General features: G+C 57.8%; 12 protein-coding genes. 5 read left to right on the forward strand and 7 right to left on the reverse strand.

Going from position 1 to position 13136, the window contains the following annotated elements; genetic code table 11:
- Nucleotides 1-266: 266 nt before the first annotated feature.
- The 3 genes from ACM110_RS09745 (at nt 267) to ACM110_RS09755 (ending at nt 3311) form a co-directional block, all read left to right on the forward strand.
- Nucleotides 267-1559: an MFS transporter gene (locus tag ACM110_RS09745; RefSeq protein WP_416127603.1), complete on the forward strand. Its 1293-nt coding sequence runs from the start codon at nt 267-269 to the stop codon at nt 1557-1559.
- Between the two features lie 174 nt (nt 1560-1733).
- Complete coding sequence (locus ACM110_RS09750) at nt 1734-2363, forward strand: glutathione S-transferase (RefSeq protein WP_338583571.1); 630 nt, start codon at nt 1734-1736, stop codon at nt 2361-2363.
- A 90-nt stretch (nt 2364-2453) separates the two neighbouring features.
- The gene (locus ACM110_RS09755) at nt 2454-3311 is read left to right on the forward strand and encodes an RHS repeat-associated core domain-containing protein (protein WP_416127604.1); all 858 of its coding nucleotides are present in this window, start codon (nt 2454-2456) and stop codon (nt 3309-3311) included.
- A 331-nt stretch (nt 3312-3642) separates the two neighbouring features.
- On the opposite strand, the gene creD is transcribed toward ACM110_RS09755, so the two are convergent.
- The 4 genes from creD to ACM110_RS09775 all read right to left on the reverse strand — a co-directional run bounded on the left by creD (nt 3643) and on the right by ACM110_RS09775 (nt 7854).
- Entirely contained in the window at nt 3643-5013 is a 1371-nt protein-coding gene (gene creD / locus ACM110_RS09760; RefSeq protein ID WP_416127605.1) for a cell envelope integrity protein CreD, read from the reverse strand.
- 160 nt (nt 5014-5173) lie between these two features.
- Nucleotides 5174-6601: a two-component system sensor histidine kinase CreC gene (creC, locus tag ACM110_RS09765; RefSeq protein WP_416127606.1), complete on the reverse strand. Its 1428-nt coding sequence runs from the start codon at nt 6599-6601 to the stop codon at nt 5174-5176.
- A complete protein-coding gene (gene creB, locus ACM110_RS09770) occupies nt 6601-7281 on the reverse strand; it encodes a two-component system response regulator CreB (RefSeq protein WP_416127607.1) in 681 nt (226 codons plus the stop codon). The genes creC and creB overlap by 1 nt, the downstream gene beginning before the upstream one ends.
- 69 nt (nt 7282-7350) lie before the next feature.
- A complete protein-coding gene (locus tag ACM110_RS09775; RefSeq protein WP_150705254.1) occupies nt 7351-7854 on the reverse strand; it encodes an ATP-dependent zinc protease in 504 nt (167 codons plus the stop codon).
- 165 nt (nt 7855-8019) lie between these two features.
- Here ACM110_RS09775 and ACM110_RS09780 point away from each other — a divergent pair, with 165 nt between their 5' ends.
- On the forward strand, nt 8020-8907 hold the full coding sequence (locus ACM110_RS09780; RefSeq protein ID WP_416127608.1) for an acyltransferase: 888 nt from the start codon (nt 8020-8022) through the stop codon (nt 8905-8907).
- On the opposite strand, the gene ACM110_RS09785 is transcribed toward ACM110_RS09780, so the two are convergent.
- Complete coding sequence (locus ACM110_RS09785; protein WP_416127609.1) at nt 8908-9465, reverse strand: DUF2780 domain-containing protein; 558 nt, start codon at nt 9463-9465, stop codon at nt 8908-8910.
- 222 nt (nt 9466-9687) lie between these two features.
- On the opposite strand from ACM110_RS09785, the gene ACM110_RS09790 reads away from it, so the two are divergent.
- Nucleotides 9688-10713, forward strand: a complete 1026-nt coding sequence (locus tag ACM110_RS09790; RefSeq protein WP_416127610.1) for an RHS repeat-associated core domain-containing protein — start codon at nt 9688-9690, stop codon at nt 10711-10713.
- A 63-nt stretch (nt 10714-10776) separates the two neighbouring features.
- Here the strand turns inward: ACM110_RS09790 and fdhA are convergent, their stop codons facing one another.
- Nucleotides 10777-11976 carry a formaldehyde dehydrogenase, glutathione-independent gene (gene fdhA / locus ACM110_RS09795; protein ID WP_338583580.1) on the reverse strand — a complete coding sequence of 400 codons (1200 nt, stop codon included), beginning with the start codon at nt 11974-11976 and terminating at the stop codon, nt 10777-10779.
- 217 nt (nt 11977-12193) lie between these two features.
- Nucleotides 12194-13051, reverse strand: coding sequence for a formyltetrahydrofolate deformylase (purU, locus tag ACM110_RS09800; RefSeq protein WP_338583581.1), 858 nt, complete (start codon nt 13049-13051; stop codon nt 12194-12196).
- Nucleotides 13052-13136 lie beyond the last annotated feature (85 nt).

A 13136-nucleotide genomic window follows, 5' to 3' on the forward strand; every position in this document is an offset into this window, starting at 1 on the left:
CCCTGTAGGAGCTGCCGAAGGCTGCGATCTTTTGACTTTGAGTTTTCAAGATCAAAAGATCGCAGCCTTCGGCAGCTCCTACAGGAACTATCAAAACTCGACGTCATACGATGACCGAACCTCCCCGCCCGTCGCCTCACCTCGCAAAATCTCTGACATATCTGTTGACACTTTCCCCCTTGCACTCCTATAAAGACTCATGTTGTACGACAACCTACAACAACTGCAGCACCAAAAATAAATCCAAGAAAAAAGACGGTGAAGTGATGAAAGTCAAAGGCATCCGCTGGTGGATGGTCGGTCTGGTGACGGCCGGCCTGATGGTCAACTACCTGGCTCGCAATACCCTCTCAGTGGCCGCTCCGACCCTGATGAGCGAAATGAACATCACCACCGAGCAGTACTCGCACATCGTCGTCGCCTGGCAGGTGTGCTATGCGTTGATGCAACCGGTGGCGGGCTACATCATCGATGCCATCGGCACCAAAATGGGCTTCGCCATTTTCGCCTTCGCCTGGTCGATTGCCTGCGCACTCGCGGCATTCGCCAGCGGCTGGCAAGGTCTGGCTTTTTTCCGGGGCCTGCTCGGGCTGACTGAAGCGGCGGGCTTGCCAGCAGCGGTCAAGACTTCCACTGAATGGTTCCCGGCCAAAGAGCGCTCGGTGGCGATCGGCTGGTTCAACATCGGTTCGTCGATTGGCGCGGTGCTGGCGCCGCCGCTGGTGGTCTGGGCGATTCTGCACAGCGGCTGGGAACTGGCCTTCCTGATCGTGGGCGGTCTCGGTGTGGCCTGGACGTTCTTGTGGATGGTGCTCTACAAACACCCGCGCAATCAGAAACTGCTGGGTGACGAAGAGCGCGACTACATCCTCAGCGGTCAAGAAGATCACTTCAAAGACCCGGCCACCAAGAAAGGTAGCTGGAAGAAAATCATCGGCAGCCGCAACTTCTACGCCATTGCCAGCGCCCGGATTCTCTCCGAGCCGGCCTGGCAGACCTTCAACGCGTGGATTCCGCTATATCTGATGACCGAACGGCACATGAACATCAAAGAGATCGCGATGTTCGCCTGGCTGCCGTTCCTCGCCGCCGATCTAGGCTGTGTACTCGGCGGTTACCTCAGCCCGTTCTTCCACAAATACTGCAAAGTGTCGCTGTTCACCTCGCGCAAAATGGTCTTGCTGTTCGGTGCCTCATGCATGATCGGCCCGGCGTGCATCGGTCTGGTCGCCAGCCCGTACACGGCGATTGCGCTGCTGTGCATCGGCGGCTTCGCTCACCAGACGTTGTCCGGCGCGCTGTATGCGATCACCTCGGACTCGTTCGGCAAAAACGAAGTGGCCACCGCCACCGGCATGGGCGGCATGTTCGGCTACCTCGGCGCGGCTGCGTTTACCTTGGTGTTTGGCGTGATGGTGACCAAGATCGGCTACAGCCCGCTGTTCGTGGTGCTGGCGATTTTCGACATCGTGGCGGCGTTCATTGTCTGGACGGTTGCCCGTGAGCTGAAGCCTCAACAGGCCGCCCCGAATCTTCAAGCTGCAGTTCCAGCCAGCTAAACCACAAATCCTGTAGGAGCGAGCCTGCTCGCGATAGCGGTCTGTCAGCCAACGCTGCGCTGAATGTCAGGCCGCCATCGCGAGCAGGCTCACTCCTACAGGGGTGTTTGTGATCTTGAGCTATCGGTTCAACACGCTATGCTGCCCGACACCACCACCGACCGAGTCGTTGCCATGTCCGCCCCGAGCATGACCCTGTACCACAACCCCCTTTCCCCCTTCGTCCGTAAAGTCATGGTGCTGCTGCACGAAACCGGTCAGCAGAACCGCGTGGCCCTGCAGAACTGCGTGCTCACCCCGGTCGATCCGGACCTGGCGCTGATCGATGACAACCCCCTGAGCAAAATCCCCGCCCTGCGCCTGGCCGACGGCAACGTCATCCACGACAGCCGGGTGATCCTCGACTACCTCGATCACCAGCACGTCGGCAACCCGCTGATCCCTCGCGAAGGCTCAGCCCGCTGGCGCCGCCTGACCCTGGCCTCGCTGGCCGACGGGATCATGGACGCGGCGGTACTGGTGCGCTACGAAGTCGCCCTGCGCGCCCCGGAAAAACACTGGGACGCGTACCTCGACGGCCAACGCGACAAGATCCGCCGCGCCCTGGCGCTGTTGGAAAAAGATGCCATCGCCGAGCTGACCAGCCACTTCGACGTGGCCGCGATCAGCGTGGCGTGTGCCTTGGGTTACGTGGACTTGCGCCATCCTGATCTGGACTGGCGCACGGCGAATCCGCAATTGGCGGCGTGGTATTTCGAGGTGAGTCAGCGGCCTTCGATGATCGCGACGATGCCTAAGGTTTGAAGCTCCACTATCAGTTCTGCTAGTAGGCAAACGCTGGAAAAACTCCGATGCTCAAGATCCTGCCATATGGACCTTGCTCGGAGTTCAACCATGCCCAGTTCATCTCGAGAAACCGTACTGTGTCGCTACCACTACGATCCCCTGGATCGCCAGAATGGCTGCACAGTGCCGCAACAGCCTCCCATCCAGCAATTTCACAACAAAGACCGGCTAACCACCGAGATCCATGGCGCGAGCCGATGGAGCTTTTTTCAGCATGACGAACAGTTGCTCGCGCAACGAATGCACCAAGACGCCAACGCCACCACTGTCTTGTTAGCCACCGACCAACAGCGTTCGGTATTGAATGTCCTCGACACCACTCAACCTAATCCCCTCGCCTACACGCCCTACGGCCATCGCCCAGCGGAAAATGGCCTGCTCAGCCTGCTCGGATTTAACGGCGAACGGCCGGATCCGCTGACCGGGCATTATCATTTGGGGAATGGGTATCGACAGTTCAATCCGGTGTTGATGCGGTTTAACAGTCCGGATAGTTGGAGTCCGTTTGGGGAGGGCGGGGTTAATGCGTATGCCTATTGTGAAGGAAACTCTATAACTCGCACCGACCAATCAGGACATGCATGGTACAGTTCAATATTTAGAGCATCTAGAATATTTAGAATATTTAGAATATTTAGAAAAGCACCAAAAACCAAAAAAACGCAACAGAACTTGTTTAAAAAAACAGCGACAGCTGCATCAACACAAACACCAAAAACAGGCTCTCCAAAAATGAGCCGCACACGCATACTTGAAAATATAGAGAACCCCGATAGGCCGAAATGGCAAAAACGTGGATTTAATTCAGAAGACGCATTCGAAAACTCTCGGAAACTAAATTCCAAAAAAAATATCTCAACAATAAATCCCCAGAAAACTTCAGCGCCCCCCCTCAAGCTCAACTAAAAAAGACGTTATCACCTGAATCGAGATTAATCATTGAAAAAGCGCTCAAGAAAACAGAAAAAGAACTAGCCAGGATGCCCACGGGGGGGCGTGCATACCCCGAAATTGATAATATCACGGGCCTTGAAAACGAACGCGACACGCTTCGGGCGATGCTCCGAAATTAAAACACTAGTGACAAATGGGGACGGATCTATAAATAAATCCGTCCCTATGCCTCACGCTATACCCTACCTCTTTTTGATTTCCTGCCAAGCGAAAAACAACTTCCCGACCCGCATCGCCAGCAACCGCCCCTCCCGCTGATCTTCCCGCAACCCTACCGACCGGCTCATTTCACAGCTCCAACATCAAAATCCAACGGTTTCACCGTTTTTTGCCCAAACCCATACCAATCCAACCTACGCGTCAGCACCATAAACACGCCCAGCAACCCAAACAGCAACAACGACCCCATCAACAACGCGTAATCTTCGGCACTCAACAAGCCATAAAGCAGTCCATATAACGCTGCCAATCCCGCAGAAAAACTCAAGCCATGCCGCACGCTGCGCAGCACGTGGCAGACGTAGAACCCGATCAACAACACACAACCACTGGCCGACAATAGATAAGCCAGAGCAAAACCAATGTGCTCGGACAACGACAGCAACAACAGGTAGAAAAACGCCAGGGCCACGCCCACCAACGCATATTGCACCGGGTGTACTGCGAGGCTTTTCAGCACCTCGAAGAGGAAGAAACCGGCGAAGGTCAGGACGATGAACAGCAGCGCGTATTTGATCGCCCGGTCGCTCTTCAGGTACTGGTCCACCGGATCGATGAAGCTCACACCGAAGCTGCGGCCGAACAGTGCTTCACAACCGCCGCGAGACACGCAGCTATTCAGGGTTTCTTGCAGGTTGGTGGAGAAAAACGATGTCTGCCAGTTGGCGGTGAAGCCCTGATCGGTGATTTCGCGCTGGGCCGGCAGGTAATTGCCAATGAAGCTGGGATGCGGCCAGTTGGCGGTCAGCGAGACCTTGCTGGTCTTGCCCACCGGCAGTATTTGCAACTGGCCGGTACCTTGCAGTTTCAGGTCGAAACCGAAGGCCAGTTCCGTGGCTTGTTTGGTGTTTATTGCCGGGAGAGTTACGTGGACGCCCTCGCCCAGCCAGCCGACCTGACTGCCAGGGATGAAGTCCAGACTCTGGTCATTGAGCTCTAGCTTCAACGCGTTTTCGATGCCGCGAATGTCGCTGATGCCGACGGCGAGAAACGGCTGGTCGAACTGATAATCGCCGAAGTCTTCCTTGATACCCAGTTGTGCGGGTAACGAAAAATGGCCGCTGATGCGGTTGTCGGCGTGGAATAGCCGCGCCTGATAAATACCCCGGGAGCGCAGTTCGGTCTGCACCGCACCGTCCAATTCAAAGCGCTCCGGCAGAAAGTATAAACGCCCGCGCTCTTCTCCGATCTCTTGATAGCGCTCGTTGGTTTTTTCGTGGGTCTTCCAGGTGCGCACCACTTTGCGGTACGGCACCACCATCAGCGGCCCGCTCAATTGTTGGCTGTAACTGGAGCTGCGCGCGATGTCTTCGAGCACGCCGTCGCGCAGTTGCTGGCGGTCCTGGATCACGCCGTTGATCATCAGCAACGGGATCAGCAATAACAGAATCAGCAGGGCGATCGCCCCGAGTTTGAGGGTAAGGCTGCGGTTCATGGGACTCTCCCTGTTTTGGATGGGGAAAGTCTGATTGGGCTGTGTGGGGGATTTGTGGGAGGAATGTGGAGAGTTTGTGGAGTTCGGAAAAGATCGCAGCCTTCGGCAGCTCCTACAGAAGTACATCGATCCGAGTAGGAGATGCCGAAGGCTGCGATCTTTAGCGTATTGAAGGCAAATGCAAACTGACCTGCACACCGCCATCGACATTGCCAATGCTCATCGCCCCACCATGCAACTTGACCACTTCCTCGACAAAGTTGAGCCCAAGCCCGGTGCTCTTGCGCCCACTGTCGGGGCGCGGCAATGAGTAAAAGCGCTCGCTCAAACGCGGCAGCGCATAGTCGGGAATGGGCTCGGCCTGATTGAACAGTTTGAACTCGATCTGCTCACCGAGCTGTATGGCGGTGAATCGCAATACACCTTGAACCGGAGTGAAATCCAACGCGTTTTCCAACAGATTGCCCAGCGCCTGACGCAACAGAAACGGCTCGCCGATCAGCGCCAGGTTCGACGCAATGGCTTGCTCTACGCGTAACTTTTTGCCTTCGATCCGCGCCGATTGCGCGTTCAACAGCACATCCACCAATGCCGCTAATGGCACCGCCACGCGCTCCTCAAGCCCTTGGCGCTGTTCGACCTGCGCCAGATTCAACAACCGCTCGATCAACTGCTGCATACGTGCACTTTCGCTGTCGATGTTGCCGACAAACCGCTGCTGTTGCGCCAACGGCATCTCGCTTTGCAGCAACTCCGCCGCACCGCGAATCGCCGCCAACGGACTTTTCAGCTCATGGGTCAAGGTGTGCACGTAACGCTCGACGTAGGCCTTGCCTTCGAGTTGCGTGCGCATCTGTTCCACCGCCGTTGCCAATTGCTCCAGCTCGCCGCCGCGATAGTGCGGCACTTCGACCCGGCGCCCTTCGCTCACAGCCTGGGCATAAGCGGTCAACCGTCGTAGTGCCCGACTCAACCACCACGACAACAACGCGCCAAACAGCAAGCCGAGGCCGATCAGTCCGGCGCCGTAAGCGAGCAATCGTCGTTCAGTGCGATCCACATACGGCTGCAATGAGCTGTTGGGTTTGGCCACGGTGACCACGCCGATGATCCGCCCGTTGTCGCGAATCGGCGCGCCGACGTGCATCACCGAAGACGTCGCATCATTGGGATCGCTGCGGGTCGAGCGGGCGCCATATTCGCCGCGCAGAGTCAGGTAAACGTCGTTCCAGCGTGAGTAATCCTGACCCACCGCCACGCCGCTGGAATCCAGCACCACGATGCCTTTGGCGTCGGTGACGTAGATTCGGTGGTTGACCTGATTCTTCGGCAAACCCCAGATATTCGCCGCCGGTTGTCGCTCACCGTAGGCCTTGAGCAAATCCGGCCAACGATTCTGGTCGAGGGTTCCGGCCTTGAAGTCATCGCGCAGGATTTCCGCCATCAGGTTGGCGGTATCGACCAGGGTTTCTTCGGTGGACTGGCGCACGCCGGGGCGGATTTCTTCCATCACCGTGCTGAGCACGAAGTAGCCGGTCAGGCCGATGAACAGCACGTAGACCAGGAAAATCCGGATCCCCAACGGCATCAGCTGTGTCCCGGACTGTAGCTGTAGCCGAGCCCGCGATGGGTCTGGATCGGCTCGGCGTCCACCTTCACCAACCGCAACTTCGCGCGCACGCTCTTGATGTGGCTGTCGATGCTGCGCTCGTATCCGGCATCGGCGGCCACCCCCAGCGCGTCGAGTAACTGTTCGCGGCTGAAGACGCGCTCGGGTTGTTCGAGCAGACATTGCAACAGACGGAATTCGTGGCGGGTCAGGCTCAAGGCTTGGCCGCGATAGGTGATTTGCACGCGTTCGTGGTCGATACGAAACAGTGCCGGCGCAGTCTCGGCCAGGTTTTTCGGCCCAACACGCTTGAGAATCGCCCGAACCCGCGCCGCCACTTCACGGGGGCTGAACGGCTTGACCACGTAATCGTCGGCACCGATCTCCAGTCCCACGACACGGTCGATTTCGCCATCCCGCGCACTGAGAAACATCACCGGCACTTCGCTGAAACGCCGCAACTGCTTGCAGGTTTCGAAGCCACTGATGTCCGGCAGGCCGATGTCGAGGATGATCAGATCCGCCGGGGTCTGCCGCTGATGTTCCAGCGCAGCCGCACCCAGGGTCAGCCAAGTGGTCGTGAAGCCCTCGCCCTGCAAGGCGAAAATCAGGGTGTCGGCAATCGCCGCTTCGTCTTCGACAATCAGGATATGAGGCATGGCGTCCGGGCGTGGGGGTTGAGTGGGCGAACGGTGACTCAAGCCTTACCTCACGTCAATGAGACCACTTCAGCAGTCCGGCTTATCCGCCGTAAACCTTCTAGCCGGATTCACCGCCGCACCAAACTCACGCAAAGCCTTGGCACCAATCAACAGCGGATAATTAAAGCTGCTCCGGTCAGTCAAATTGACCTCGACCGTGCGCTTGACGTTGCCCAGGCACAACTCCAGATCGACTACCGGGCGCTTGGTGGGTGCGGCGGTGTCTTCATCTTCGTCTTCTTCGGAGCGGGTCTTGATCTTGCTGATCCGCGCGACCTTGTGTTCGTAGACCTTGTTGCTCGCGTCCTTGGTGGCTAGGCGGAAGCGTACCCAGTCTTCGCCGTCACGGGTGAAGGTTTCGATGTCTTTCGCCGACAGCGACGCCGTCAGGGCGCCGGTGTCCATTTTTGCCTTGAGCACTTCACCGCCGATTTCCGGCAGCGCGATGTATTCGTAACGGCCGTACAGGGTCGGCTCGGCGGCCATGACCGGCAGGGCGATGAGGGAAAGCAGTGCAAGGAGGGATTTCACGTAATGGGCTTCCATGAGAAGTGAGCAGCGGGATTTTAGACCGTTGTTCGCATGATCGTTCCCACGAGGTTAGCGGCACCCAGGTGAAACATTCGTCAGCACCGATTTGGCCTGCCGCCCGAAGCTGCTTATCATGGCGCGCCCAAACGCTTTCAAGAGTTGCCTATGCGCCGCCTGCTCACCGGCTGTTTCGTTACCCTGCTGCTGTTGCTCAACACCCTGGCCCTGATTGGGCCCTTGATGGTGTTTGCCCTGCTCAAACTGGTCCTGTCCGGCCGCTTTCGTGATTACGCCTCTACGGCGGTGATGTGGATCGCCGAGACCTGGTCGGAAATCGACAAGCTGATCTTCCGTTTATGCATCCCCACCCAATGGGACATTCGCGGTGGCGACGATCTGCGGCGCGACACGTCGTATCTGGTGATCAGCAACCACCAATCCTGGGTTGATATCCCGGCATTGATCCAGACGCTGAACCGACGCACGCCGTTCTTCAAATTCTTCCTCAAGAAAGAACTGATCTGGGTGCCGTTCCTGGGCCTGGCCTGGTGGGCGCTGGACTACCCGTTCATGAAGCGCTACACCAAGGCGTTCCTGGCGAAGCACCCGGAGCTGGCCGGCAAGGATCTGGAGATCACCAAACAGGCCTGCGAACTGTTCAAGCGGCAGCCGGTGACGGTGGTCAATTATCTGGAAGGCACGCGTTTCACCGCCGCCAAAAGCGCTCAGCAGCAATCACCGTTCACTCACCTGCTCAGGCCAAAGGCTGGCGGCGTGGCGTTTGTGCTGGCGGCGATGGGCGAGCAGCTGGATGCGATTCTCGATGTGACGGTGGTTTACCCGCAGCAGAAAATTCCGGGGTTCTGGGACTTGATCAGCGGCAACGTGCCAAGGGTCATCATCGACATCAAGACCCGCGACCTCGACCCGGCGCTGTGGCAGGGCGATTACGAAAACGATCCGCGGTTTCGTGAAACGGTCCAGAACTGGGTCAATCAGCTCTGGACCGAGAAGGACCAACGCATCGACGCGTTGCGCGCCGAAAGCCGCTGATCAGCTACCGGTGACGCCGGTGCCCCAGATCCCTCCCAGGCTTTGCAGCAGCGAACCGCCAACGCCTTGCTGACCGAGGTATTGCAGGATCACCGGGGCAAACTGGCCGATCATGCCGCTGTCCATGCCCAAGGCGCTGAAGGCATTGTTCAGGTCATTAGTGTCCTTGACGTTGCCCAGGGCATTGTCCAGCCCGGCGGCCTTGCCGCTGGAACCGAGTAAACCAGCCAGTGCGCCCAACTCGCCGCCGCCCGACAACTTGTCGATGCCCGGCACACTCTTGGCCAGTTCCGAATAGTCGGTCGAACTCAACTGATTCTTCGCCAACCCCAGCATTGCCCCTGTGCCGCCAACGGCTTGTTGCGGGGTCACGTTCAGTTGGCTGAGTGCGCCCAACAGGTCCGCTGTTTCCGAGGTTGGTGCCGCGCCGGTCGCCGCGTTGCCACCCTTCATGCCTGCAATGGCATTGGCCGCATCGCCCAAGCTGAACTGGGCAAAGACCGGGCTGGCTGCCAGAGTCATGAGCGATGCCAGTGCAAAACCGCGTGAAATCTTCATCAGACATCCTCTTGTGTCATGAAAAACGCCCGGTTGAGGGCGCAAAGCTGCCGATTTGACCGGGTCGGCGCGGGCATGTTCCTCAGGCCCGCGTGCATTTCCTACCCACTCGTTACAAAGCGGTCCGGAGGATGGCGACCCCATCAGATCTGTTAGTAGGAAACTTTGCCCGGTTGTACCAAAGTAACCCTGAATTGACGAACTCATTCAGGAAGATCGGCCATGCGCCCCAAACGCGAAAAGTTGCTCTGCCGCTACAGCTACGACCCTCTGGATCGATTGGTAAATTGCACTCCCACGGCGCTCGCTACTACCCAGCGTTTTTACCTGAAAGATCGCTTGGCCACTGAGATTGAAGGCGCGGTGCAGCGTTCCATCATGCAGCACGACGATCAACTGCTGGCTCAGCAACACCGTCAGACTGGAGCCATGGAAGCGCGGTTGTTTGCCACTGATCAACAGCGTTCGGTGTTGAATGTACTTGATGCCACTAGGCCACACCCCCTCGCCTACTCACCCTATGGTCATCGCCCGGCAGAAAACGGGTTGATCAGCCTGCTCGGCTTCAACGGTGAAAGGCCAGACCCCGTGACGGGGTGTTATTTGCTGGGGAACGGTTATCGGGCGTTTAACCCGGTGTTGATGCGGTTTAACAGTCCGGACAGTTGGAGTCCGTTTGGGGAGGGTGGGTTGAATGCGTATGGGTATTGCGGCGGGGATCCGGTGAATCAAATGGATTCAACGGGACACGCCCCAGCATTTTTGGTAAAGCTTTTGGGTGTTTCCGATGCTCTCTCCTCTGGAAACTCCAACCCGAATCTTCTCAAAGGCTTTTGGACAACCACGAAACAATCACTGCGGCGAAATTCAACGCCTACAACTGAACCAATCTCATTGGCAAGACAACACGTGGATGACGTAGTCAGTAACGTTATTGACCCTGAACCCTTCGTTCAACGGCTAGCAACTGTTAATGCGAACCTGGCCAGTCATGGAAGTCACACCCTATCTATGAAACATGCAATGCAGTATGAAGAACTCGTCCATCAGGTGAGCTCTAGACAGATCAGTAACACTGCCGCCCATGCTTCATCCGCAAGTATGTGGGCAGAGAAATACGTTCAAGACCGAAGACCCAGCGGCATCGTCGGTGTCGTTTTCAATGGGTTGGGAGGGACTTTATTGAGTGGTGTCCATGATCACTCGCTTCAAAAAACGGGTAAGGCACTACGCCAACAATTACCTTAATGACTGTTTCATCCTATACAAAAAGGGCGACATCAAGTCGCCCTTTCCTTGCAGCAAATACCTTTACGCCGCACTAAACAACTTGTGCGGATCAATCACAAATTTCTTCGGCACGCCCGCATCGAATTCGCCGTAACCTTCCGGCGCCTGATCCAGACTAATGACCTGTACCCCCACCACTTCAGCAATGTTGATGCGGTCCCACATGATCGCCTGCATCAGTTGGCGGTTGTACTTCATGACCGGGGTCTGACCGGTGTGGAAGCTGTGGGATTTGGCCCAGCCCAGACCGAAGCGGATGCTCAGGCTGCCCATTTTCGCAGCAGCGTCGACGGCACCTGGATCTTCGGTAACGTACAAGCCAGGGATACCGATCTTGCCTGCCACACGCACCACGCCCATCAGCGAGTTGAGTACGGTGGCCGGGGCTTCGTGTTTGACGCCGTCATGGCCGTGGCCGCGGGCTTCGAAGCCGACGGCGTCGACGGCGCAATCCACTTCCGGTTCGCCCAGCAGCGCGGCGATTTGCTCGTGCAGCGGGGTGTCGAGGGACAGGTCGGCGATTTCGAAACCCTGGGCCTTGGCGTGTGCCAGGCGGACGGTGTTGACGTCACCGACGATGACCACTGCGGCGCCCAACAGACGAGCGGAAGCGGCAGCCGCCAGACCGACCGGACCGGCACCCGCGATGTACACGGTGCTGCCCGGGCCGACGCCGGCGGTCACGGCGCCGTGGTAGCCGGTTGGCAGGATGTCGGAGAGGCAGGTCAGATCACGGATTTTTTCCATGGCGCGATCGCGATCAGGCAGTTTCAGCAGGTTGAAGTCGGCGTACGGCACCAGCGCGTATTCGGCCTGGCCGCCGGTCCAGTCGCCCATGTCGACGTAACCATAGGCACCGCCCGGACGCGCCGGGTTAACGCTCAGGCACACGCCGGTGTGCATTTCCTTGCAGGAACGGCAGCGCCCGCAAGCCACGTTGAACGGTACGGACACCAGATCGCCGATTTGCAGGTTTTCGACGTCGCGGCCCTTCTCGATGACTTCACCGGTGATTTCGTGACCCAGGACCAGACCGGTTTGAGCGGTGGTACGACCGCGCACCATGTGTTGGTCGGAACCACAGATGTTGGTGGAGACCACACGCAGGATGACGGCGTGCTCGATCTTCCTGCCGCGCGGGTCCTGCATTTTCGGATAGTCGATTTTCTGTACTTCGACCTTGCCAGCGCCGAGATACACCACACCACGATTGCCAGACATGCTTTCACCTCGCTGTTGTTTTTATGGAACCGCGTTGCCCAGGCAGGCAGCGCGTTAAGTGCTCGGGTACAGATGCTGAATCTTGTGTTGCCTGTTAGGGCCTCATCGCGGGCAAGCCTTGCTCCTACAGGATCGAGGTCGGTCGCAGCAATGAGACAACCTCACTCCTGTAGGAGCAAGGCTTGCCCGCGATGGGCCGCGAAGCGACCCCAAAAATCTAAAGAACGACGGTGCGATTGGCGTTCAAAAACACTCTTCTCTCGATGTGATACCCAACCGCCCGCGCCAGAGTCAGGCCTTCAATGTCGCGCCCCTTGGCAATCAGGTCTTCCGGATAATGACTGTGATCCACCACCTCGACGCCTTGGGCAATGATCGGCCCTTCATCGAGGTCGTTGTTGATGTAATGCGCCGTCGCGCCGACCAGTTTCACGCCCTTGTTGTATGCCTGGTGATAAGGCTTGGCGCCCTTGAAACCGGGCAACAGGGAGTGGTGAATGTTGATCGCCTTGCCGTCGAGTTTGCGGCACAACTCCGGTGACAGGACCTGCATGTAGCGGGCAAGAATCACCAGTTCAGCGCCAGCCTCTTCGATCACCTGCAACACTTGACGCTCTTGCGACGGCTTGTCGTTGGGGTCGAGCGGGAAGTGGTAGTACGGAATCTGGTGCCAGTCGGCCAACGGCTTGAGGTCCGGGTGGTTCGAGACCACGGCGGCCACGTCCATCGACAATTGGCCGATGCGCTGGCGGTAAAGCAAATCGTTGAGGCAGTGATCAGCCTTGGAGACCATGATCACCACTTTCGGCCGATAGTGCGGCGGGGTCAGTTCGAAGATCATGCCGAACGATTCACCACGCTCCTGCAAACCGGCGCGGAACGACTGCTCGTCGAAGCCATCCGGTTGGCGAAATTCCACGCGAATGAAGAAACGGCCCGAGAGCCGGTCATCGAACGAGTGGTGTTCGGTGACGTAACAGCCCTGCTCGAACAGAAAGCGGGTCACCGCGTCCACCGTGCCGAGCACGCTGGGGCAGTCGGCGGTCAAGATCCATGTGTCTGGGGCGCGGCTCATAGTGCGGTGACTCCTTTGAAGTCGGTAAATGCCTACTGTAGGAGCGAGCTTGCTCGCGATGGAGGCCAACGATGACGCGTGCTTG

This window comes from Pseudomonas sp. NFX98, assembly GCF_047784845.1.
GTDB lineage: Bacteria > Pseudomonadota > Gammaproteobacteria > Pseudomonadales > Pseudomonadaceae > Aquipseudomonas.

Excerpts from the sequence above, each read along its gene's own strand:
- ACM110_RS09745 (WP_416127603.1), top strand. The coding sequence starts at position 267 with ATGAAAGTCAAAGGCATCCGCTGGTGGATGGTCGGTCTGGTGACGGCC.
- ACM110_RS09750 (WP_338583571.1), top strand. The coding sequence starts at position 1,734 with ATGTCCGCCCCGAGCATGACCCTGTACCACAACCCCCTTTCCCCCTTC.
- ACM110_RS09755 (WP_416127604.1), top strand. The coding sequence starts at position 2,454 with ATGCCCAGTTCATCTCGAGAAACCGTACTGTGTCGCTACCACTACGAT.
- creD (WP_416127605.1), bottom strand. The coding sequence starts at position 5,013 with ATGAACCGCAGCCTTACCCTCAAACTCGGGGCGATCGCCCTGCTGATT.
- creC (WP_416127606.1), bottom strand. The coding sequence starts at position 6,601 with ATGCCGTTGGGGATCCGGATTTTCCTGGTCTACGTGCTGTTCATCGGC.
- creB (WP_416127607.1), bottom strand. The coding sequence starts at position 7,281 with ATGCCTCATATCCTGATTGTCGAAGACGAAGCGGCGATTGCCGACACC.
- ACM110_RS09780 (WP_416127608.1), top strand. The coding sequence starts at position 8,020 with ATGCGCCGCCTGCTCACCGGCTGTTTCGTTACCCTGCTGCTGTTGCTC.
- ACM110_RS09785 (WP_416127609.1), bottom strand. The coding sequence starts at position 9,465 with ATGAAGATTTCACGCGGTTTTGCACTGGCATCGCTCATGACTCTGGCA.
- ACM110_RS09790 (WP_416127610.1), top strand. The coding sequence starts at position 9,688 with ATGCGCCCCAAACGCGAAAAGTTGCTCTGCCGCTACAGCTACGACCCT.
- fdhA (WP_338583580.1), bottom strand. The coding sequence starts at position 11,976 with ATGTCTGGCAATCGTGGTGTGGTGTATCTCGGCGCTGGCAAGGTCGAA.
- purU (WP_338583581.1), bottom strand. The coding sequence starts at position 13,051 with ATGAGCCGCGCCCCAGACACATGGATCTTGACCGCCGACTGCCCCAGC.